Origin of the sequence: Streptomyces sp. NBC_00433 (assembly GCA_036015235.1) — a bacterium.
In the GTDB taxonomy this organism is placed as follows: Bacteria; Actinomycetota; Actinomycetes; order Streptomycetales; family Streptomycetaceae; genus Actinacidiphila.
This window is the reverse complement of sequence record CP107926.1, coordinates 3,191,297-3,213,861: the sequence shown is the minus strand read 5'-3', so window position 1 is coordinate 3,213,861 and position 22,565 is coordinate 3,191,297. Positions and strand designations below refer to the sequence as shown.

Annotated in this window: 14 protein-coding genes; 9 read left to right on the top strand and 5 right to left on the bottom strand. The window is 72.6% G+C overall.

The genetic code is table 11. The features are described from left to right. Positions 1 to 313: 313 nt before the first annotated feature. Together OG900_13230 and OG900_13225 are read right to left on the bottom strand one after the other, a co-directional pair. Positions 314 to 2,869, bottom strand: a complete 2,556-nt coding sequence (locus OG900_13230; protein ID WUH90963.1) for a phosphopantetheine-binding protein — start codon at positions 2,867 to 2,869, stop codon at positions 314 to 316. Between the two features lie 91 nt (positions 2,870 to 2,960). Further along, on the bottom strand, positions 2,961 to 4,100 hold the full coding sequence (locus OG900_13225; protein ID WUH90962.1) for an OzmP: 1,140 nt from the start codon (positions 4,098 to 4,100) through the stop codon (positions 2,961 to 2,963). Between the two features lie 298 nt (positions 4,101 to 4,398). Here OG900_13225 and OG900_13220 point away from each other — a divergent pair, with 298 nt between their 5' ends. The 4 genes from OG900_13220 to OG900_13205 all read left to right on the top strand — a co-directional run bounded on the left by OG900_13220 (position 4,399) and on the right by OG900_13205 (position 9,635). Beyond that, positions 4,399 to 6,579, top strand: a complete 2,181-nt coding sequence (locus OG900_13220; GenBank protein ID WUH90961.1) for an MMPL family transporter — start codon at positions 4,399 to 4,401, stop codon at positions 6,577 to 6,579. Positions 6,580 to 6,779: 200 nt separating this feature from the next. Then, positions 6,780 to 7,841, top strand: coding sequence for a ParB N-terminal domain-containing protein (locus OG900_13215; GenBank protein WUH90960.1), 1,062 nt, complete (start codon positions 6,780 to 6,782; stop codon positions 7,839 to 7,841). A gap of 152 nt (positions 7,842 to 7,993) precedes the next feature. Further along, positions 7,994 to 9,394: a cytochrome P450 gene (locus OG900_13210; GenBank protein ID WUH90959.1), complete on the top strand. Its 1,401-nt coding sequence runs from the start codon at positions 7,994 to 7,996 to the stop codon at positions 9,392 to 9,394. A gap of 91 nt (positions 9,395 to 9,485) precedes the next feature. Next, entirely contained in the window at positions 9,486 to 9,635 is a 150-nt protein-coding gene (locus OG900_13205) for a hypothetical protein (GenBank protein ID WUH90958.1), read from the top strand. A 12-nt stretch (positions 9,636 to 9,647) separates the two neighbouring features. Here the strand turns inward: OG900_13205 and OG900_13200 are convergent, their stop codons facing one another. Then, entirely contained in the window at positions 9,648 to 11,435 is a 1,788-nt protein-coding gene (locus OG900_13200) for a serine/threonine protein kinase (GenBank protein ID WUH90957.1), read from the bottom strand. Between the two features lie 196 nt (positions 11,436 to 11,631). Here OG900_13200 and OG900_13195 point away from each other — a divergent pair, with 196 nt between their 5' ends. Continuing rightward, positions 11,632 to 12,564, top strand: a complete 933-nt coding sequence (locus OG900_13195) for a sigma-70 family RNA polymerase sigma factor (GenBank protein WUH90956.1) — start codon at positions 11,632 to 11,634, stop codon at positions 12,562 to 12,564. 222 nt (positions 12,565 to 12,786) lie between these two features. Here OG900_13195 and OG900_13190 read toward each other — a convergent pair whose 3' ends face one another. Both OG900_13190 and dxs read right to left on the bottom strand, forming a co-directional pair. Beyond that, positions 12,787 to 13,704 carry an aromatic prenyltransferase gene (locus OG900_13190; protein ID WUH90955.1) on the bottom strand — a complete coding sequence of 306 codons (918 nt, stop codon included), beginning with the start codon at positions 13,702 to 13,704 and terminating at the stop codon, positions 12,787 to 12,789. 49 nt (positions 13,705 to 13,753) lie between these two features. After that, positions 13,754 to 15,712, bottom strand: coding sequence for a 1-deoxy-D-xylulose-5-phosphate synthase (gene dxs / locus OG900_13185; GenBank protein ID WUH90954.1), 1,959 nt, complete (start codon positions 15,710 to 15,712; stop codon positions 13,754 to 13,756). 483 nt (positions 15,713 to 16,195) lie between these two features. On the opposite strand from dxs, the gene OG900_13180 reads away from it, so the two are divergent. From OG900_13180 to OG900_13165, 4 genes are all read left to right on the top strand, one after another. Next, on the top strand, positions 16,196 to 17,359 hold the full coding sequence (locus OG900_13180; protein WUH90953.1) for an AfsR/SARP family transcriptional regulator: 1,164 nt from the start codon (positions 16,196 to 16,198) through the stop codon (positions 17,357 to 17,359). A gap of 243 nt (positions 17,360 to 17,602) precedes the next feature. Further along, positions 17,603 to 19,387, top strand: a complete 1,785-nt coding sequence (locus OG900_13175; GenBank protein WUH90952.1) for an FAD-dependent monooxygenase — start codon at positions 17,603 to 17,605, stop codon at positions 19,385 to 19,387. A 98-nt stretch (positions 19,388 to 19,485) separates the two neighbouring features. Next, positions 19,486 to 21,018, top strand: coding sequence for an MFS transporter (locus OG900_13170; protein WUH90951.1), 1,533 nt, complete (start codon positions 19,486 to 19,488; stop codon positions 21,016 to 21,018). Positions 21,019 to 21,308: 290 nt separating this feature from the next. Further along, complete coding sequence (locus tag OG900_13165; GenBank protein WUH90950.1) at positions 21,309 to 22,499, top strand: ScyD/ScyE family protein; 1,191 nt, start codon at positions 21,309 to 21,311, stop codon at positions 22,497 to 22,499. Positions 22,500 to 22,565: the final 66 nt, after the last annotated feature.

Here is a 22,565-nt window from a genome sequence, read left to right as displayed (position 1 = left end):
GCGCACCGCGGTGGACGCGTGACCGGCCGGCGCGGGGGCCTCGCCGGCACCCGCCCCGCAGCCGGCGCCTGCCGACCCGCGAAGACCTGCGCCAACTGCTCATGACGACGCGCCAGCAGATTCACCGCGAACCGTGAATGCACAGGCGCGGTCGCGCGGTGGCCGCGTCGGCGCGTAGCTTGTTCCGCCGGAGCGGCCGCGGCCCGCAGGTGAGGGTGTCGCGGCGGTGACAGCGCCGGAGTGCGCCGGGCGGATGGACGGTCGGTGCGGGCGCTGGGGTGGTGCCACCCGGCGGGGGTCGGGTGGCACCGCGTCAGGCGGGCTGATCCAGGGTCGCGCCCGCCGAGCGCATCTCCTCGAAGAGGTTCTCGACGAACGAGTCGATCGTCGGGTAGTCGATGAAGCCGGTCGCCGGGACCGGGTAGGACAGTTCGTCGCTGAGCTTCGCCGTCAGCTCGATCAGCATCAGCGACTCCGCGTTGAGGTCGAACAGTTCGGCCGTCGGGTCGGGGAGGCCGTCCTCCGTGGGCTGCGGGCCGAGGGCACGGCCGATCTCGTCGCGGAGGTATTCGGTGAGGAGGGACACCTGGACGACGAGCGGGCGGCCCGCCAACTGGACGCGGAGCGAGGTGCGTTCGGGTCCGGACGCGGCCGGGTCGGGCGCCGGGTCGTACCAGAAGCGCTCGCGTTGGAAGGGGTAGGTCGGCAGGGAGGTGCGGAGGAAGGGGCGGTCGGCGTAGAAGGCCGACCAGTCGACGGCGAGTCCCGCGAGCCAGGCCTGCCCGAGCGTGGTGAGCAGGGTGCTCGTACCCGGGGCCAGGGCGAGCCGGGCCCAGCCGGTGCCGTCCAGGGCCGCGTCCACGTCGGCCGCGTCGGCGGGCGTACCGCCGGACGTACCGGCCCACGCTCCCGCCACCCACAGCGGCAGCCCCGCCGCAGGCAAGGGCGGGCAGGTAGCCGCCGGGTCGAGCATCGTCGCCGGGGGGAAAGCGCCCGCAAGGCAGCCCGCCGCGCGCCAGCCGGACGGGGTCGTGGCGAGGAGGGCGGCGGGCGGGACGCCCCAGGCCCGTAGCAGCTGCGCCGTCGCGTATTCGGCCAGCGCCGCGGAGACGGCGTCGCCCGCGCTCAGCGCGGCCACGGCGTCACCGTCGGCGCCCGCCGCCGCCAGGCAGTCGTCCACCGCCGCGCGGAAGGCGGGGGAGTGGGCGTAGAGGGCGGCCGCCTCGGGGGCGGGCTCGCCGGTACAGAGGAAGGCGGCGCCGTGCGCCGGGGAGGCGGCCTCCGCCGAGGGGACCCGGGCGGGGTCCGCCACCGCGAGGGCCATGGCGGCGTCGCGGGTGTCCGCCGCGACGACGAAGCGGCGGTGGGGGTGGGTGCGGCGGCCGAGGGCGAGGGTGGCGGCGACGTCGCGGAGGGGGGTGGCGGCGTGGCGGCGGAGGTGGCGGGAGAGGTCGGCGGTGGCGCGGTCGGCGGCCTCCGGGGTGGCGGCGGAGACCAGCAGCAGCTCGGGTCCGGTGGGGAGGTCTTCGAGCCGCCGGGCGGCGGGCGGCGCCTCTTCGAGGACGACGTGGGCGTTGGTCCCGCCGATGCCGAAGGCGCTGACGCCCGCCCGCCGGGGGGAGCCGTCCGGCGCCGGCCAGTCGCACAGCTCGGTGGCGACCTCGAACGGCCCCTCCGCGAAGGGGATCTCGGGGTTCGGCGCCTCGAAGTCCAGGGTCGGCACCAGCGTCGCGTGCCGCAGCATCAGCGACGTCTTGATCAGCCCTGCCATGCCCGCGGCGGTGTCCAGGTGGCCGACGTTGGACTTCACCGAGCCGAGCGCGCACGAGTGCGTCGGTCCCGCCGCGGCGAACGCCTCGTTCAGCGCGGCCACTTCGATGGGGTCGCCGAGCGCCGTGCCGGTGCCGTGCGCCTCGACGTAGCCGATCGTCTGCGGGGGGCACTGCGCCACGGCCAGCGCGTCGGCGATGACGGACGCCTGGCCCTGGACGCTGGGCGCGGTGTAACTGGCCTTCAGTGCGCCGTCGTTGTTGATCGCCGAGCCCTTGATGACCGCGTGCACCCGGTCGCCGGCGGCCAGCGCGTCGGTGAGCCGCTTGAGGAGCACCACGCCGACGCCGCTGCCGATGACCGTGCCCTGGGCCTTGGAGTCGAAGGCGCGGCAGTGGCCGTCGGGGGAGAAGATCATGCCGGGCTGGTGCAAGTAGCCCTGGTCCTGCGGGAATCGGATGTGCGCGCTGCCGGCGAGCGCCGCGTCGCACTCGCCGCCGAGCAGCGCCAGGCACGCCAGGTGGACAGCGACGAGCGAGGTGGAGCAGGCGGTGCCGACGTTCACGCTGGGCCCGCGCAGGCCGAGCTTGTAGGAGACCCGGGTGGCCAGGAAGTCCTTGTCGACGGCGATCATCAGCCGGTAGCGCTCGACCTCGGAGGCGTCCCGGTACCGCTGCGCCAGCCGGTGCAGCGCGTAGGCGTTGAGGCCGACGCCCGCGTAGACCCCGATGGGGCCCGCGTGCCGGTCAGGGTCGCAGCCGGCGTCCTCCAGGGCGGTGAGCGCGCATTCCAGGAAGATCCGCTGCTGCGGGTCGAGGATCTCGGCCTCGTCGCGGGGGATGCGGAAGAGCCCGGCGTCGAAGCGGTCGATCCCCGGCAGGATCTGGCCGGCCTTCACATACTGCGGGTCGGCCAGGTCGCGCGGGCCGACGCCCGCCGCGAGCAGCTCCTCGTCGGTGAAGTAGGTCGTCGTCCTGGTGCCGTCGCGGAGGTTCTGCCAGAAGCGCTCGGTGTTCTCCGCTCCGGGGAAGCGGCAGGCCATGCCGACGATGGCCACGTCCGACTCGCGGACGTCGTCTGAAAGATCCACTGGAGCCACGGATTTGCGTCCTTACGTCCTCGGCCTTACGCGGCCGTCCTCTTACGTCCTCGGCCCTGCGCGGCCGGCCGTCAGCTGTCGGGCGGCCCGGTCAGGGCAGCCGGATGCCCACGTCGGCGGCGACCTCGGGCATGTCGACGAAGCTCTTGGCGACGAAGCGCGCCGCGTCCTCGTCGGCGTCGAGGTCGCGGAAGATCGCGGTCACCTCGCGCAGCTGCGCCTCGCGGTCGCCCCCGCCCGCGGCGATCTCCAGGGTCACCTCCCGCAGCCGTTCCTCGATGCCGGTGATGTCCAGGACCTGCGGGAATTTGATGCTGAAGGTCGAGCGCTCGTTCCCGGTGCCGTTGCGCCGGACCGCCCGCGCGTGGCTGGCCGCGTTGAGCTTGTAGAACATGCAGTTCCAGTGCTTGAAGGCGTAGTAGTTCAGCAGCGGGAAGAGCGTGCAGTGGGTCTCCAGCGGCGAGGACTCGTAGAGCCCCTTGGCCTTCAGCTCGGCCACGATCGCGTCCGGGTCGTAGTCGTGCCGCATGGCGATGAAGGGGAAGACGATGCGCGGCAGTTCGTCGTCCTCGGCGAAGAGGATCTGTTCCAGCTCGCCGCGGAAGACCTCGTCGGTGAGCCGGTCGCCGAAGCGCTGGTAGAAGCCGCGGACGATCTCCCTGACGTTGGACTCCATGGTGAGGATCTGCTGCGGGTCGGCGCACATGGCGATGTATTTGATGCCGCCGCGGTAGGCGTGCAGCACGGCCCGCAGCACGAAGAAGGTCCGGCAGGAGGCGCAGGGCAGCTTCTCGTCCAGGTACGAGCCGGGCTTGGCGGGCGCGGGGCGGTTGAAGACCTCCCGCATCACCTTCTTGATGTTCTCGTCGTCGGCGTCGAGCACGAAGTCGGCGTCGATCCGATCCCGGGCGAGCCTGATGTTGTCGGCGGCGTGCGCGCTCTCGAAGGGGACGTCGAAGGTGTAGGCGAGGACCCGCTTGCCGTATTCGTTGACGAACTTGTCCAGCATGTAGGTGCTGTCCTTGCCGCCGCTGTACATGAACAGGCAGTCGTAGCGCGCCGCGGGATCCCGCGGGGCCCGCTGGAATTCGTCGAACACCCCGCTGGTGTAGCGGAAGTTCACCAGCAGGTCGCCCGCGATATCGAGGCGGCAGAGATTGCACAGGCCGGTCGCGTCGACGCTGATCCCGGGGTGCTCGCCGCTGAGCGAGCAGACATTGCAGTTCGTCACGTTCGCTCCAGTCGGGCGACGGGAAGTCTGGTGAGTGCCGGTCCGCCGACGGCGCGCACCAGACTAACCACGGTCACCGCGGGTCCCGGGAGGTTCAACTGCGGAGGCCGGCGCGGCGGCCGCGCAGTCAAACGCCGCGGTCAGCCGCCGCCGCCCAAACGCGGCTGGCGATAGGGGGGTTGGCAGAGGCGGCGGCTCGCGAGGTGTGCACGGCGAGGCGCCGGGATGGGTTGCCGCGGACAACCCTCTTTGGGTATTCTCCCTCCGAGGGTTGCGACGTACAACTACGGGAGTGCTCATGTTAACGACCTGGGGCCGTCTCCTGGTCAGGTTCCGCTGGGCGGCGATCGCCGCCGGCATCGCGGTCGTCCTGATCGGCGGAGCCTGGGGCGGGGGCGTGTTCAACACCCTGAAGTCCGGCGGCTTCGACGACCCCAGCAGCGAGTCGGGGCGCGCCTCGGCCCGTATCGCCGCCGACCTCGGCGCGCGCGACGTCGACGTGGTGGTGCTGTACTCCAGCCCCACCGCCACGGTGGACGACCCCGCCTTCGCCGGCGCGGTGCGATCCACCGTCGCCCGCCTGCACGCCCGCCCGGAGATCGCGAACATCGCGACCTACGCCGACACGCACCTGCCGTCGCTGCGCTCCAGGGACGGGCACTCCACCGGCGTCCTGATCACCCTGAAGTCGCAGGACCAGGACATCAAGAGCAAGCAGTACAAGGACATCAGGGACGACCTGGCCGCACCAGGGCTGACCAAGCAGGTCGGCGGCGTCGTCCCGCTCGCCGTCGTCACCGACGACATGGCCAAGAAGGACATCAGCAAGGGCGAGATGATCGCCTTCCCCGCCCTGCTGGTGCTGCTGACCATCATCTTCGGCGGCGTGGTCGCGGCCGGAATGCCGCTGCTCGTCGGCATCCTGGCCATCCTGGGCGCCTTCACCGCGACCCGGGTGATCACCGAGTTCACCGACGTGTCCACCTTCGCGGTGAACACCATCACCCTGCTCGGGCTCGGCCTGGCCATCGACTACTCGCTGCTCATCGTCAGCCGCTACCGCAAGGAGCTGCTGGAGCACGAGCCCGCCGAGGCCATCGCCCGCACCATGGCCACCGCGGGACGCACCGTCCTGGTCTCCGGGCTGACCGTGGTGCTCGCGCTGTCCAGCCTGCTGATCTTCCCGCTGGTCTTCCTGCGCTCGATCGGCTTCGGCGGCATGTCCGCGGTCTTCGTCGCCATGCTCAGCGCGCTGACCGTGCTGCCCGCGATGCTCGCGGTGCTCGGCCGCCGGATCAACTCCTGGCGCGTCCCGCTGCCCGGGAGGCGGCGCCGCGAGGCCGCGGCCGCCGAAGGCGGCGGCGGCAGCTGGGAGCGGATCGCGCACACCGTGATGCGCCGCCCGGTCGTCTACACCGTCGGCGTCCTGGTCATCCTCGGCGTCTTCGCCGCGCCCTTCATGAAGGTGCACTTCGCCGGCAGCGACGAGCGGGTGCTGCCCAAGTCCACCGAGGCGCGGATCGTCTCCGAGCGGCTCGCCGCCGACTTCCCCGGCGGCTCGGAAGCACCGCTGGAGATATACGTCGCCCACGCCACCGCCGCCCAACTCCAGGACATCGGCGCCAAGATCGACAAGGTCGCCGGAATCACCGACGTCAAGGTCGAGGCCCAGCGCGGCACTTCGGCGATGCTCACCGCCGGCTACCAGGGCGACCGGACCGGCGACACCGCCTACGACGCGGTGCGCGGCATCAGGGCGCTGGACGAACCCGCCGGTGTGCAGGTGCTGGTGGGCGGCAGGCCCGCGATGGACGTGGACCGGCTCGCGACGCTCGGCGACGGGCTGCCCTGGATGCTCGGCATCATGGCGGCGGCCACCTTTGTGCTGCTCTTCCTGGCCTTCGGCTCGGTCGTGCTGCCGCTGGTCGCCGTGGTGATGAACCTGGTGTCGATCGGCGCCTCCTTCGGCGTCATCATCTGGATCTTCCAGCAGGGCCACCTGTCGGGGATGCTGCACTTCACCCCGACCGGCTTCCTCGAACCGACCGTCCCGGTGCTGATCCTCGCCACGCTGTACGGCCTCGCCACCGACTACGAGCTCTTCCTCGTCTCCGCGATCCGCGAGGCATGGCCCGCCGGAGCCGAGGGCGAGGGCGCGGCCGGCGCGAAGAAGGCCATCGCGGGCGGACTCCAGCGCACCGGGCGGATCATCACCGCGGCCGCCCTGCTGCTGGGCGTGGTCGACGCAGGCTTCTCCACCAGCGGCATCGTCTTCACCAAGATGATCGGCATCGGCATGGTCATCGCGCTGATCGTGGACGCCACCCTGGTCCGCGTGGTGCTGATGCCCGCGGTGCTGCGGCTGCTCGGCCGCTCGGCCTGGTGGGCGCCCGGCCCGCTGGCCAAGCTGCACGGCCGGGTCGGCATCAGCGAGACCGACGGGCCCGAGCCGCGCGTGGAGGAGCCCGATCTGGTGTGACCCCATGAACCGACAGCGGCCGGCCCCTTCCCCCGGGGGGTCGGCTGCTGTCCCTTGTACCTCCCCGGTGCGTCCCGGCCATCTCCCGGGCACGTCCCGGCCGTTCGGGGGAACGGCGTACGACGAGGTCGCAGCCGTTTTACAAGATCACAGGCACGTTCCAATGTCCCGAAAACATTCGGACACGAGGGGTTGGGAACATGTTGGATCTGGTCCGGATACCGGACGAGGGCTACGTCGGAGCCATGACCGGGCGCAAGGATGCCGCGCCCGCGATTTCCGTGGAAAGTTACCCGATCCGCATCATAGAAATCAGACATCTGGTACTGGTCGGCTCACCGCGGTCGGGCGGTGAGAACCCGGCGCACACAAGGACGCTGGCCGATATCGCCGACCTGCCGCCGATCCTCGTGCACCGCGCCACGATGCAGGTGATCGACGGGATGCACCGGGTGCGGGCGGCGCTGCTCAACGGCCGCTCCGTCATCAAGGCCCGGCTTGTCGACTGCGATTCGGCCACCGCCTTCGTGCTCGCGGTGCGGGCGAATGTCACGCACGGCCTGCCGCTTTCGCCGCAGGACCGCAGGACCGCAGCCGAGTTCATCATCGCCCTGCACCCCAACTGGTCGGACCGCGCGGTCGCGGCGGCCGCCGGGCTCTCCGACAAGACCGTCTCCGGCCTGCGCAGCCGCCCCGCGGCGGAGTCCTCGCAGCCGCGCGACCGCATCGGCAGGGACGGCCGGGTCAGGCCGCTCAACAGCGCGGCCAAACGCCGCCAGGCGGCCGTGCTGATCGCCGAGCGCCCCGAGGCGGGCCTGCGGGAGATCGCCAGGGCGACCGGTCTGTCGCCCGCCACCGTCAGGGACGTACGGCTGCGGACCGACCGCGGCGAGGACCCGGTCCCGGCCAAATACCGCAAGGCGCCGGACCCGGCGGGCCCCGTGTCGCGGCCCTGCCCGCCCGCGGCGGAGCCGGTGCGGGAGCAGGCGCCCGACACGGCGCCGGTACGCCGCCAGGCCGGCGGGCCCGGCATGGACGGCAGGGCGCTGCTGTCCAAGTTGATGAGCGACCCGTCGCTGCGCTTCAGTGAGGCCGGCCGGGTGGCGCTGCGCTGGCTGCACCACCACGCGGTGGACCTCGACGCCTGCCGCGGTGTCGGCGGCACCATCCCCGACCACTGGTCCGCCCCCGTCGCCGACCTGGCCCGCGCCTGTGCGACGGCGTGGCTGACGCTGGCCGACGAGCTGGACGAGCGCCGCTGAGGCCCGGGGGCCGCCGCCTCGACGCGCCGCCCGCCCGACGACGGGTATGGGCCGATGTGTATTGACAGCGACAGAGTGTTTCGAAAGAGTGCGCACGAGTTCGGCGAGACCGGCACGGCAGCCGCCGGGGCCGGTCAAGGAGAGGAGCCACCATGGCCGTTGTCCCGGACCCGGCGGACCGCCCGGCCCCGATGGGCAGAACGGCCCTGGCGGCGTCGCTCGAACAGGCCCACGAGGAAGCCCACGAGCGGGCCGGGGAACCGGCCCCCCAGGGCGACCCGGGGGGTGACGGTCCCGCCGCGCCGGCCCGGACCCCGCCGGACGCGGTGACCGTCGCCATGGAACTGCTCTCACCCGAGGGCAGGGCCGACCCCTACCCGCTCTACGCGGCCGCCCACCGGCTCGGCCCGGTCTCCGAGATCGGCGGCGGCTGGTTCGTGGTGGCCGGCTACGACGCCGTCAACCAGGTGCTGCGGCGCACCGACTTCGGCGTCACCGGGGCGCAGATCAGCCCGGAGCGGCTCGCCGAGCACGCCTCGCTCGGGCTGCTCGCCCCGTCGATCCTGGAGAGCGACCCGCCCGAGCACACCCGGATGCGCTCGCTGATCGGCTCGGTCTTCACCCAGCGCCGCATCACCGCGCTCGAACCGATGATCGCGGCGGCCGTGGACGCGCTGCTCGACCGCCTCGCCGAGACCGGCGCGCGGGGCGCGGACGGCGGCACCGTCGACTTCATGGCGGAATTCGCCTTCCCGCTCCCGGTCACCGTCATCTGCGAGATGCTCGGCGTGCCGCACGCCGACCGGCACCGCTTCCGTACGCTGGCCGCCGGGCTGACGACCGCGCTGGAATTCATGTCCGACCCGGCGGGACTCGCGCCCGCCGACGCGGCCGCCGCCGAACTGGCCGACTACTTCTCGGCGTTGATCGCCGACCGGCGCGGCGCCCGCGGGAAGGACGGCGAGGACGACCTCGTCGGCGCGCTGCTCGCGGCCCGCGACGCCGAGGACGCCCGGCTCTCCGAGGCCGAACTGCTGGCCAACCTCACCCTGTTGCTCGTCGCCGGCTTCGAGACGACGACGGACCTGCTGGGCAACGGACTCGGCGTGCTCTTCGACCATCCGGGCACCGCCCGCCGGCTCGGCTCACCGGACGGCGACGTGGCGGCTTTCGTCGAGGAGGTGCTGCGCTACGAGTCCCCGGTCCAGCTGACCTCGCGGATCGCGCTGGCGGACGGCCTCGAAGTGGCCGGTGTGGCGGTCCCGTCCGGTTCGCGGCTGATCCTGCTGCTGGGCGCCGCCAACCGCGACCCCTCCCGCTACCGGGACCCCGACGTCTTCGACCCGTCCCGTACCGCGATCAAGCCGCTCAGCTTCGGCGTCGGCGCCCACGTCTGCCTCGGCAACGGCCTCGCCCGCCTGGAGGCCGCCGTCGCCTTCCCCCGCCTGCTCGCCCGCTTCCCCGACCTCGCCCCGGCCGCAGCCCCCACCCGCCGCGACCGGTCGGTGCTGCGCGGCTACCAGACCTTCCCGGTGCGCCTGCGCAAGGACTAGAGGCCGAGGAGGAGGCCGTCGGGGGGACAGGTGTGCCCGCCGGGGGTTCGAGCGGCCAGGGGGCTGTCCGGGGTGCGGGCCCGGCGCCTGGGTGTGGGGCACGTCGGAGACCGTCCTGCTCATCGGCCTGATGGTCGCCGGCTACCTGATATCGGGGCGCCTCGCCCGCCGACGCGTCGCCGCCGCCGGCCGGGCCGAAGTCCCCGCCCCGGCCGCCGAGTCCAGCATGGTGCAGAGCTGACCGCACGGCAGGTCAGGGCCGGTACCAGACCTGCCCCGCCTTGGCGCTGTCGCACGGGTCGGTCACCGCGCTCCCGAGCGACGAGGCCGCGAGGCAGCGGCCGCTCGACACGTTCTGATACGTGCTTCCGTGGGCGGCCGCCGCCCCGATCCGCCACTGCTGGCCCGCGGAGCCGTCGCACTTGCCGAGGGTCGCGGCGCCGGTGAGCGCGTTCACGCCGAGGCAGGTGCCGCCGGTCTCGCTGACCAGCCGGAAGGCGCTGCCCGGCTCGGCGGCGAAGGTCCAGCCGTACGTCGCCGGGCCGCCGTAGGGGCTCTTCGAGCCGCACACCGCGACCTGCGGGGCGTGGCCGGTGAGGAAGGACACGTCGGCCAGGCACTTCGCGCCGGCGTAACTGCGCACCTGGCCCTTCCCGGTGGGCGGGCCGGTGGTCGCCGTCGGCGCCGGGGCCACGGCGCTCCCCGTCGCACCCGGGGCCGTCGCCGTGGCCGCGGGCTCGCCGGACACGCCCGGCCTACCGCTCGTCCGGGCGCCGCCGTCCTGGTGCGCTGGGCCGGCGGCGGCCGGGCCGTCCGCGGACGGCGGCGAGGCTGTACCGCCCGAGGTGTGCGGGGCGGGTGCCGCGGGGCCGGCGGGGGCCGAGGCGGAGGAGCCGGGAGCCGCCGAGCCCTGGGCGGAACCGCTGTCGGGGACGAGCACGAAGGACAGGGTCGCGGCGGCGACCACCACCACGGGCAGCGCCAGGAGCAGGGCCTTCGTACGGCGCTTGCGGCGCTTCTCCGCCTCGGGCCCGGCGGCGGGCGTGCCCGGCGGCTCGTGCGGGTCGCCCGGCGCGGTGAGCGCGGCGGGGTCGGGAGCCGTCGAGGCGAAGGCCGCCCGCAGCGCTATCCGGTCCCGTACGGACGCCGGCCACGGCCCGGCGGACTCGGCGCCCTCGCCCGCGTGCTCACCGGCCGCCTCCGCCACCTCGGCCGCGGCGGGCCGGGCCCCGGGGTCCTTGGCCAGGCACTTCGCCAGGAGGTCGGCCAGGGCGGCGTCCACCGCGCGCACCGGGCCCAACTCCGGCTCGCCGTGCGCGATGCGGTCGAGCACGTCGGGCCCGGCGCCCTCGCCGAAGGGCGGTGCGCCGATCGCCGCGTAGGACAGCACCGCGGCCAGCGCGAAGACGTCCGCCGCACCGGTCACGTCCCCTTCGGCCGAGGCCTGTTCGGGGGCCGTGTAGGCCGGGCTGCCGATGGCCGCGCCGGTCCTGGCCGGCCTGCCGCGGTCCGCCTCGCGCGCGACGCCGAAGTCGATGAGGGTGACGCCGCCCTCCGTCAGCAGGACGTTGGACGGCTTGACGCCCCGGTGCACCATGTCCGCCGCGTGCAGGTCCGCCAGCCCGCGGGCCGCGTCCCGCAGCAGCGCCCACAGCGCGCCGACCGGCAGCGGCCCGCCGTGCGCCCGCAGCGCGTCGGCCAGCGTCAGCCCCGGTATGTAGGCGGTGGCGAACCAGGGCGGGCGCGCGTCACGGTCGCTGTCCAGCAGCGCGGCGCCGGCACCGGCGGGCAGCCGGGCCAGGCTGTCCAACTCCGCGCCGAAGTCCCGCAGGAGGCCGTCGTCCCCGGCGAGCGCCGGCAGCACCTGCTTCACCGCCGCATAGCGTCCGGGCGCGGACACCCCGAGGTAGACCCGCCCCATCCCGCCGGAACCCAGGACCCCGACCACCGGAAACCGCCCGATAAGCCGCGGATCACGCTCGCCGAGCGGGAGGGCGCCACTGCCGCCCAGATCGATGTCGGTGCCCCAACCGCCGTGCATGCGCGCCAGGTTACCCCCATGCGGCCGCAGCACCGGGGGGACACCGCACCGCGCGGGGGCGCGGCCCGTATCGTCGGCGGTGTGGTGAGCGGACCCCCGGGTGACGGGTGTGGCAGCCGGCGAATCGTCCGCCCGTCACATCGGCGGGCTCCTGGGCGTCATTACTTCGCAGGCACCGGTGAGAGAATGTGACGAGATGAACGAACACGACTGGCTGGTCGAACGCTTCGAGACCGACCGACCCCGTTTGCGTGCGGTCGCCTACCGGATGCTCGGCTCACTCGCCGAGGCGGACGACGCCGTCCAGGAGGCCTGGATCCGGACGAGTCGCGCGGACGTCGACGCCGTGGAGAATCTGAGCGGCTGGCTCACCACGATCGTCGCCCGGGTGTCGCTGAACATGCTCAAGTCCCGCAGATCCCGCCGCGAGGACCTGGTGGACGCCCCGGAGCCGGGCACCGCCGCGCACGGCGCCGACGCGACCGCCGACCCGGAGCAGGAGGCGCTGCTCGCCGACTCCGTCGGCCTCGCCCTGCTCGTCGTCCTCGACACCCTGACCCCCGCCGAGCGGCTCGCCTTCGTCCTGCACGACATGTTCGCCGTCCCCTACGAGGACATCGCGCCCATCGTGGACCGCACCCCGGCCGCCGCCCGCCAGCTGGCCAGCCGCGCCCGCCGCCGTGTCCAGCAGGCGGGCTCCGACTCGGCCGCGGAGGGCGGCGCCGGGGCCAAGGCACTCGACGACGCCGGCGACGCCGTCGCCCAGGCGGGCCGGGCCGACCTGGTCCGCGCCTTCCTGGCCGCCTCCCGCGAGGGCGAGTTCGAGGCGCTGCTCGCGGTGCTCGACCCGGACATCGTCGTCCGCACCGACCAGGCCGCCATCAACATGAGCGCCCAGGCCAACGTGGGCGGCTTCGCCCCCGAGCTCCACGGCGCCGACGCCGTCACCCGCGCCTTCCTCAACCGCGTCTGGTCCCCGGTCCCCGCGCTCGTCAACGGCTCCGCGGGCCTGGTCTGGGTGCAGAACGGCACACCGCGGGCCGTCTTCCGCTTCACCATCGAGGACGACAGGATCAGCGCCATCACCATCCAGGCCGAGCTGGCCGGCCTCGACATCGTCATGTCCTGAGCACGCGTCGAGGGGCGGCCTCCAGGGAGGCCGCCCCTCGACCACCGCGCGCCCGCCAAGGGCTGTCCCGCTAATCCCCGGCGGGCGCGCGACGACAGCTACGGCACCTCGCTGCGTTGTCGGGCTCGCCCGAACACGACCCGGTATGAGGGCGGCCCTTCGCCTTGCGGTGTACCGCGTCTGACGCCGCGCGCTGGTCCACCGCGGATTACAGGACAGCCCTCAGTCCGTCAGCGCGTCGAAGGCCTTCAGCAGTGTCCGCTGGATATCGGTGATCTGGTAGTACGAGCCGAGCTTGTAGTATTCCTCGGTCGGCGAGAGCGTGAGACCGTAGACGAGCGTGCGCTTCTCACCGGCGTACGCGTAAGGCGCGTTGTTCGCGTAGGTCGCGAAGAGCTCGCGGTCCGCCTCGTCCTGCGCGGGCACCAGAGTGGGGTCGGTCGATATCACGGCGAAGCAGAGCCGCTCGATCTTCCCGGACTCCCAACTGAGCGTCGGGTAAATGGCGAACGACCGGCGGGCGAACTTCAGCCCCTTCTCACCCGGCAGTTCGAGCCCCAGCTCGCGGACCAACGACAGGACGGGCTCCGGCTCCAGGAATTCCGGCTGGAGATCGCTGAAGTAGAGATTGACCTGTTTGCGCTTGTAGTCGAGCGACGTCATCTGCACTTTGTCGAGGCCGTAGCGGGCGAAGAGTTCGGCGTTCTCCGCGACGCTCGGCGGCATCGACGGGATGTCCCTCAGCTGCGCGACACCCGGCATGTCGTCGGTGGGGAAGAATGCGTAGGTCTTCTTGAAGCCGCTGGTGACTTCACCGTCCACGGCGAACATCGAGACCGGCAGCGCCTTCTGGGTGTCGGCGAGCAGATTGCCGACCGGGTGGTCCGTCTCCGCGATGAGCCCGTTCGCCAGCGCGGCGGTATACGGGTCGCCGTGGCCGGCCGGCACCGAGATGCTGAAGTCCAGCTCCGTCGCGTGCCGGCCGCTCGCCATCGAGTAGACGATCACGCCGTCGGAGAGCACGTCCTTGAACGCGGTCAGAATCGGCCGGACCTTCTCGGGTGAGCAGGCGACATCGAGCAGTCCGGCCGCTTCCTCCATGGCCGAATACACGCGCTCGACTTCAGCGGCTCCGGACATCGCATCCTCCACGCGTCGATCGTGACGGTCTGTCGCGCTCCAGCATTCGTCACCCGCCTTGGGCCGGACTGTGCGGCCGGTTGGCGCCGGCTTGGCGGCCCCTTGCGGGATCCGGATCGCGCCGCACCCCGCCCGAGACCGCCTCGGTGACCGACCTGGCGATGTCCCGGCCGGTCAGCCCGGCCCGCTCCAGGATGTCCCGCCGGGTGTCGTGGGTGAGGAACTCCTGCGGCAGCCCGAAGGGCAGCACGGGAGTGTCGACGCCTGCCTCGCGCAGCGCGCGGGCCACCGCGTCGCCGAAGCCGCCCGCGATGCCGTTGTCCTCGACGGTGACCACCAGCCGCGCCTCGCGCGCCGCCGGGGCCAGCGCCGGGTCCACCGGCTTGACCCAGCGCGGGTCGACGGCCAGCGCGCCGATGCCCTGGTCGGCCAGCCGGCCCGCCGCCTCCGCGCAGACGCCGGCCATCACCCCGGCGCCGACGAGCAGCACGTCCACGGCCGCCCCCTCCTGCGGGCGGGCCACGACGTCCATGCCGCCCAGCCTGCCGTGGCCGGGGACCTCGTCGCCGGCCGGCGCCTTCGGGAAGCGCAGCAGGGTCGGGCCCGAGTCGTCGTCCAGCGCCTCGGCGAGCAGCTCGGCCAGCCGTGCCGCGTCCCGCGGCGCTGCGATCCGCAGGCCGGGCACGAGCTGGCTGATCGAGCCGTCCCACATGCCGTTGTGGCTCGCCCCGTCGGGGCCCGTCACCCCGGCGCGGTCCAGCACGAAGGTGACCGGCAGCCGGTGCAGGGCCACGTCCATCAGCAGCTGGTCGAAGGCCCGGTTGAGGAAGGTCGAGTAGAGCGCCACCACCGGGTGCAGGCCGCCCATGGCGAGGCCGGCCGCGCTGGTCACCGCGTGCTGCTCGGCGATCCCGACGTCGAAGACCCGGTCGGGGAAGGCGGCCGCGAAGGGCCCCAGACCCGTCGGGTGCAGCATCGCCGCGGTGATCGCCACCACGTCCTCGCGCCGGGCCCCGATCCGCAGGATCTCGTCGGCGAAGACATGCGACCAGGTGCGAGCGGCCGCCTTCGCGGTCGTACCCGTCAGCGGGTCGGTGCCCGCCGCGACCTGGTGCAGGCGGTCCTCGTCGTTGTTCTCCGCGGGCGCGTAGCCGTGGCCCTTGCGGGTCAGGACGTGCACGATCACCGGCCCGCCGAAGCCCCGGGCGTGCGCCAGCGCCCGCTCCAGCGCGGCCTGGTCGTGGCCGTCGATCGGGCCGACGTACTTCAGGCCCAGGTCCTCGAACATCACCTGCGGCTGGAGTACGTCCTTGATCCCCTTCTTGATCCCGTGCAGCGTCTCGTAGAGCGGGGCACCGACCAGCGGGGCCCGCGGCAGCGTCGACTTGACCGAGTCCAGCACGCTCTCGTAGCGCCGCGTGGTGCGCACATGGGCCAGGTGCGTCGCGATGGCGCCGTGGGTGGGGGAGTACGAGCGGCCGTTGTCGTTGACGACGACGACCACCCGGTTGGTGCGGTCCGCCGCGATGTTGTTGAGCGCTTCCCAGGCCATGCCGCCGGTCAGGGCCCCGTCGCCGATGATCGCCACCGCCGTGCGGTCCCGCTCCCCGCGCAGCCGGAAGGCCTTCGCGAGGCCGTCGGCGTACGACATCGAGGTCGACGCGTGCGAATTCTCCACGTGGTCGTGCGGCGACTCGGCCCGGCTCGGGTAGCCCGACATGCCGCCGGGCTGCCGCAGCGTGTCGAAGTCCGCCTGCCGGCCGGTGAGCAGCTTGTGCACGTACGACTGGTGGCCGGTGTCGAAGACCAGCGGGTCGCGCGGCGACTCGAAGACCCGGTGCAGGGCGATGGTCAGCTCCACCACACCGAGGTTGGGGCCCAGGTGCCCGCTGTTCGCGGACACCGTGGAGATCAAGCGGCTCCTGATCTCCGCGGCCAGCGACGTCAGCTCATTCGGCCCGAGATCCTGCAGATCCCGCGGGCCGCGGATCGAATCGAGGAGTGTCATACGGCTACACTCCTGGCGCCGGTGAAATACCGTCAACCCAGCGCCGGGGGCAACATATTGCCGTCACCGAGCCGCATGACAGTTTCCTGTCACTGTACGTGCCACGGCTCCTGCTCCGGCCCGTCTCCCGCACCGCGGCGGGCGGCCGGCAGGGGGGCGGGCAAGTGATTCTTCATTGCACCGGATTAGTGCCTATTTGGCGCACTGCCGCGCATTGTTGACACTCTTGACTGGCTATCACTTCGCGGCTACACTCTCCGGGGTTGACTGGGTGATTTAGCGCAGCGGGGGCGCGAAGTGCAGTTATTGGATAGAGAAAGCAGCACAACTCCAATCACCGTTGCCGTATCGGGCGACACATCATGTCCAAGGTCACGCATCCTATGTGGGGATGCGTGACCTCTTGCTTGCCCGGCATGTGGTGAGTGCACTCTGAAATGTCGTCTCATGTGGACCGTTCGCCCACGCTGTACGGAGCGTTCGGTGATCGGATACTGCCTGGCCGAGGTGCCCGGCAGCCTGCCAGGCCGCAACCCGGTCCTGGTCGGGCGCCCGGACCGGGCGGTGAGATATTGGGAGTTCGGGATGGCGAACGAGGAAATCCACGGGAATACCCCTGTCATCGGCGCCGAGTTAGCCGGCGGCCGCCCTTCGCAGACCGATGACGGGCGGTCCTCAGATACCGGCAGCGTGGACGCGCGCCGCATCGCGGAGCTGGAACGCGAAGTGTGGGAGCTGCGGCGCACCAACGAGTTCTTGAAAGAGCATTTCGGTTCCGGGACGGACGTCGACCTCACACCAGCGCCCCCGCCCCGTGTGGTGAGCGACAGAAGCCCGCAACCCATGGCCGAGTTCCGGGCGCTCGGCCCGATCGAAGCGGTCGTCGGCGGCCGCCTGGTGGACCCCGGGGCGCCCAAGCAGCGGGCACTCCTTGCGCTGCTGGTCAGCAAGGTGGGCCAGCCGGTGGCCGTCGACATGATCGTCGAGGAGCTGTGGACCGGGAAGCCGCCGCCGTCGGCGATCACCTCGCTGCAGGCCTATGTGGCCAATCTGCGGCGGGTGCTCGAACCCGGCCGCGCCCCGCGGACCCCGGCGTCGGTGTTACGGACCTACGGCCGCGGCTACCTGCTGGACAGCCGGGTCGTCGAGGTCGACGTCCACCGCTTCAGCGAGCGCGCCACCGCCGGCTGGCAGGCGCTGGACTGGGGCGAACCGCAGCAGGCGGTGCGGGAGTTCGAGGCGGGCCTCGCCCTGTGGCGCGGGCAGGCCTACGCGGAGGTCGCCGACACCACCTATGTGCGGCCGGACGTGGCCCGGCTCGAAGAGCTGCGGCTCTCCGTGGTCGAGGGGCGCTGCGCCGCGCTGCTGGCCGTCGGCGCCCACGAGATGGCGGTGGCGGAGCTGGAGGCCTTCACCCGGGCCCACCCCTTGCGCGAATACGGCTGCGAGCTGCTGAGCCTGGCGCTCTACCGGGCCGGCCGGCAGGCCGACGCGCTGGGGGTGCTGCGGACCAACCAGAAGCGGCTGGCGGAGGAGCTGGGCATCGACCCCAGACCGGCGCTCCAGCACCTGGAGAACGAGATACTGAACCACGCCCCGGCCCTGGACTGGCGCCCGCATCCGCGGGTGATCGCCAAGTCGGCCTGAGCCCCCTCTCCCACCCGCGGCGAACCGTTCCTCCTGCCGTGCCGACCTGCCCTCCCGACACCAAGCCGGCGCCAACCCGCCGACCAGTGCCGCCCAACTCCCGCGGCCGATGCTGGGTGCCCCTGGGGCCTGTCTGACAAATCCCGCGAGCCAGACGGGATCTGTCAGACAGGCCCCAGCACCGGCCGTGACACGTCGGCCCGGGCCGTTCGGCTCGGGCCGCCATGCGAGGGAAGGCAGACCATGGCGGCTATCGAGGTTCCGGTCCTGATCGTCGGCGGCGGCGGATGCGGGCTGTCCGCGTCCGTCTTCCTGTCCGACCACGGGGTCGACCACCTGCTGGTGGAAAGGCACTCGGACACGTCGAAGCTGCCGAAGGCGCACTATCTCAACCAGCGCACGATGGAGATCTTCCGCCAGCACGGCCTCCACGAGGCGGTCGTCGAGCGGGCGGCGCCGCCGGAGAAATTCGGCCGGGTCCGCTGGCAGACCACCCTCACCGGCGACGGGCCCCTGGACCGGCGGGTCATCCACGAGATGGACGCCTTCGGCGGCGGCGCGCTCACCGGGACCTACGCGGCGGCCGGCCCCGTCCTGCCCATCAAGCTGCCGCAGCTGCGCCTCGAACCGATCCTGCGCGCCCAGGCCGAGCGGCGCAATCCGGGCCGGGTGCGATTAGGCAGCGAGCTGGTGTCCTTCACCGAGGACGCCGGCGCCGGCCGCGTCGTCGCCGAGATCCGCGACACCGCGACCGGCGGGACCACCACGGTCGTCGCGCGCTACGTCATCGCGGCCGACGGCGGCCGCACCCTCGGCCCCGCGCTGGGCGTCCGGATGGAGGGCGTGTCCGCGATGGCCGACGTCACCACCGCGTACTTCTCCGCCGACCTGTCGCGCTGGTGGCACGAGGGCACGATCATCACCTGGTTCCTCAACCCCTACCGCCCCGACCTGTCGAGCACGCTGCTGGAGATGGGCCCCAGCTGGGGCAGGGACTGCGAGGAGTGGGGCCTGCACTTCGCGCCCGGCGGCGCCGACCGCGCCGACCACCCGGCCGTCACCGCCAGGATCCGCGAGGTCCTCGGCCTGCCGGACCTGGACCTGACGTTGCACAAGGTGTCGCACTGGAGCGTCGAGGGCGTGCTCGCCGACCGCTACCGCGACGGCCGGGTGCTGATCGTCGGCGACGCCGCGCACCGCCAGCCGCCCACCACCGGCCTCGGCCTGAACGGCGGCATCCAGGACGTGCACAACCTCGCCTGGAAGCTCGCCGCCGTCGTCTCGGGCCGCGCGCACGACAGCCTGCTCGACACCTACGAGGCGGAGCGGCGCCCGCTGGGCCGGCGCAATGTCGAGTGGGGGCTGTCCACCTGGTTCCACCACCGGCTGATGACCGAGGCCGCGGTGGGCCTGGGCGCGCACATCCCGCCGCAGCGCCGGCCGTCGGCCTTCACCTCGTACTTCGACCCGTCACCGGTCGGCGACGTCGTCAGGGCGCGGGCGGCGGAGATATTCGCCACGCACCGCGCCGAATGCCAGGCGCACGACCTGGAGATCGGCTTCGCCTACGAGGACGGCGCCGTCCTGCCCGACGGCACCCCGCCGCCCGCCCGCTCGCCGATGGGCGACACCTACCGCCCCACCACCCGTCCCGGGCACCTGCTGGCGCACGCCTGGATCGAGCACGGGGGCCGCCGCCTGTCGACCCACGACCTGACGGGCTCCGGGACCGGCTTCGCCCTCATCACCGGCCCCGAGGGCGCCCCCTGGTGCGAGGCGGCCGCGCAGGTCGCGGAGAAGTTCGCGATCCCGATCACCACCGCCCTCATCGGCACTTCCGCGGACGGGGCGGACTACGCCGACACCGACGGCGGCTGGGCGGCCGTACGGGAGATCAGCGACGCGGGCGCCGTCCTCGTACGGCCCGACAACCACGTGGCCTGGCGCTCCATGGGCGCGGCCGACACCCCCGCGGACGACCTGGGCCAGGCGCTCTCGTACCTGCTGGACCACGAAGCCGCCGAATGACCCGGCCGGTTCCGCCCCGCAAAGGCCCGGTCACATCCTGTCGCCGGGGTCTGTCATACGAGCGGAGCCTGTCCGTCAACTGCGAGTAGGAGACGATCATGTCAGCACGGAGCGCCGCCCCCGCGGCCGGACCGGGTGCGGGGGCGGCCGGGTCAGCGGCCGGCGATTCCCGGCGGTGGCTGATCCTCACCGTCATATGCACCGCCTATCTGATGATCACCCTCGACGTGACGGTGATGAACCTCGCGCTGCCGTCGGCCCAGGACGCCCTGCACTTCTCGAACGCCGACAAGCAGTGGATCCTGACCGCCTACGCCCTGTGCTTCGGCAGCCTGCTGCTCTTCTGCGGGCGGCTGGCCGACCTGGTCGGCCGCAAGGAGACCTTCCTCATCGGGCTGAGCGGCTTCGCGCTCTCCTCCGCCGTCGGCGGCGCCGCGAACAGCTTCGGCATGCTGGTGGCCGCCCGCGCCTGCCAGGGCGTCTTCGCCGCCCTGCTGGCGCCGACCGCCCTGTCGCTGCTGTCCACGACCTTCACCGACCCCAAGGAGCGCGGCAAGGCCTTCGGCGTCTTCAGCGCGGTCGCGGCCAGCGGCGGCGGCCTCGGCCTGCTGCTCGGCGGCGCGCTGACCTCCGGCCTCAACTGGCGCTGGTGCATGTACGTCAACCTGGTCTTCGCCGCCTTCTCGCTGATCGGCGGCCTCACGCTGCTGCCCAGGCAGCCCAGGACCGGCGCCAAGATGGACGTCCCCGGCGTGATCGTGGCCTCCGCCGGGATGTTCTGCCTGGTCTACGGCTTCTCCAACGCCGCCACCCACAGCTGGCACGCGGCCACCACCTGGGGCGTCCTGGCGACCGGCGGCGTCCTGCTGCTGATCTTCACCTTCTGGCAGACCCGCGCCCCGCACCCGCTGCTGCCGCCCCGCGTCGTCCTTGACCGCAACCGCGGCGGCGCCTACCTGACCGCGCTGATCGTCGGCGTCGGCGCCTTCGGCGTCCTGCTCTTCCTCATCTACTACATGCAGACCGACCTCGGCTACTCGGCCATCACCTCCGGCGTCGCCCTGCTGCCGATGGTCGTGGTCACCGCCGTCGCGACCAACGTCGGCAACATCATGGTGATGCCGAAGGTCGGCCCGCGCCCGCTGATCGGCGTCGGCATGCTGCTCAACGCGGGCGGCATGGCCTGGCTGACCAGGATCGGCCCCGACTCGGGTTACGCCGGGGCCCTGCTCGGCCCGACCATGGTGATCGGCCTCGGCATGGGCCTGATCTACGCGGCGGCCCTGCGTACCGGCACGGCAGGCGTCGCGCCGCACGACGCGGGCATCGCCTCGGCGTCCATCAGCACCGGGCAGCAGCTCGGCGGCGCGATCGGCACCGCGCTGCTCAACACGATCGCGGCCAGCTCCGCCGGCGACTACCTGAGCAGCCACGTGCACGGCAAACCCGCCGCCGCGCAGATCCACCTCGCGACGATCCACGGCTACAGCACCGTCTTCTGGTGGTGCACCGCCATCTTCGGGGTCGGCGCGGTCGTCTGCGCCGCCCTGCTGCGCAGCGGCCCGCTGCCCGCGCCCGCCTTCGGGCCCGCGGCCAAGCCCGCGGCACCGGCCGAAAAGGCGCACTCCTGACGGCTTCCCCCTCTCGCACGGACATCGGCGGGCCCGGCATTATGCCGGGCCCGCCGCCCCTTTGCGGCCGCCGCCAAGTCGGAGCCAAGTTGCCCAACAGTGCGGACCAAGCGGCTTGATCAATGCTGAGGCGCCCGGAGCAGCGGGAAACGGCCGATCACCACGGTGACGGGGTTTTCCGCGCGACTCGGCGTGCACGGGGTCACGCGCGGCCACGGAGGTCACGTGCCGCAGGACCACGTGCCGCAGGACCACCCAGATCATCCGAACCCGGAGGAGATGAGGCCAAGATGTGGCGTCTCAAAACGAGCCGGTTGCTGTTCGCCGGCGTGGCGGCGGCGACAGCGCTCGTCGGCGTGGGCGCAGGACCGTCGGGGCAGGAGGCCCAGGCGGCCGCCCGTCCCGCCCATCCCGCCCATCTGACCGGAAACGCGCCGGTCACCGTCGTGGCGAGCGGCCTGAACTCGCCGCGGAGCCTGGTCTGGGGGCCGCGCGGACACCTCATCGTCTCCGAGGTCGGCGAGACACCGCCGACCTGTGTCGGCACCGGCTTCCCCACCCGGTGCTTCGGCTTCACCGGGTCCCTCGCCGACGTCTCCTCCGGCACCCCGGTGCGGATCGTGGACGGCCTGGCGTCGAACTTCAACCAGGAGGAGGTGGTCGGCGCCAACGGCCTGGCCTACTCCGACGGCCACCTCTACGTCCTGGAGACCGGCTCCGCGCAGCAGACCCCGGACACGATCCCCGCCGACCTGAAGGCGGCGCTCGTCACGCAGTACGGCGCCCTGCTCAAGGTCAGCGGCCACTCCGTGAAGGCCGTCGCGAACCCCGGCTACGTCGACTACGAGTGGACGAACGCGCACAAGGACCAGGGCACCAGCTATCCCGAGTCCAATCCGTACGCGCTGACCACCAAGCCCGGCGGCGGCTTCTACCTCGTCGACGCGGCGTCCAACGTCCTCGACTCGGTGGACCGACGGGGCAACGTCCACATCCTCGCGTTCATCCCCAAGACCTCGACCGGAGTCGACGCCGTACCGTCCTGCGTCGCCGTCGGCCCCGACGACTCGGTCTACGTCGGTGAGATCACCGGCAAGCCCAGCTCGTCCACCGAGGCCAAGGTCTACAAGTACAACCCGCACAACGGGAAGCTGGCGGTCTGGCAGAGCGGCTTCAGCGCCATCAGCGGCTGCGGCTTCGGCGCCAACGGCGACTTCTACGTCACCGAGTTCGACACCACCGGCTTCCTGCCGACCGGCGACCCGATCGGCGACGTCGTCCAGATCAACCACCGCACCAACGAGCGGACCGTCCTCGCGGCGGGCAAGCTCTTCGCGCCCACCGGCTTCCTCGCCGGCCGCGACGGCTCCATCTACGTCGCCAACAAGACCATGATGTGGCCCGCCTGCGACGACGCCCCGGCCTGCACCACCGCCTCGGACGTCACCGCGCACGACGGGGAGATCGTCAGGATCGGCTGACCCCGCCCGCCAGGTCACCCCGTCGCGGGAGGCGCGCCCTCGGGCCCGCGGCCCGCGACGGGAGCC

Bases quoted from the DNA above. Each gene is read 5' to 3' on its own strand.
- OG900_13220 (WUH90961.1), top strand. From the start codon at position 4,399: ATGTTAACGACCTGGGGCCGTCTCCTGGTCAGGTTCCGCTGGGCGGCG.
- OG900_13215 (WUH90960.1), top strand. From the start codon at position 6,780: ATGTTGGATCTGGTCCGGATACCGGACGAGGGCTACGTCGGAGCCATG.
- OG900_13210 (WUH90959.1), top strand. From the start codon at position 7,994: ATGGCCGTTGTCCCGGACCCGGCGGACCGCCCGGCCCCGATGGGCAGA.
- OG900_13200 (WUH90957.1), bottom strand. From the start codon at position 11,435: ATGCACGGCGGTTGGGGCACCGACATCGATCTGGGCGGCAGTGGCGCC.
- OG900_13195 (WUH90956.1), top strand. From the start codon at position 11,632: ATGAACGAACACGACTGGCTGGTCGAACGCTTCGAGACCGACCGACCC.
- OG900_13190 (WUH90955.1), bottom strand. From the start codon at position 13,704: ATGTCCGGAGCCGCTGAAGTCGAGCGCGTGTATTCGGCCATGGAGGAA.
- dxs (WUH90954.1), bottom strand. From the start codon at position 15,712: ATGACACTCCTCGATTCGATCCGCGGCCCGCGGGATCTGCAGGATCTC.
- OG900_13175 (WUH90952.1), top strand. From the start codon at position 17,603: ATGGCGGCTATCGAGGTTCCGGTCCTGATCGTCGGCGGCGGCGGATGC.
- OG900_13170 (WUH90951.1), top strand. From the start codon at position 19,486: ATGTCAGCACGGAGCGCCGCCCCCGCGGCCGGACCGGGTGCGGGGGCG.
- OG900_13165 (WUH90950.1), top strand. From the start codon at position 21,309: ATGTGGCGTCTCAAAACGAGCCGGTTGCTGTTCGCCGGCGTGGCGGCG.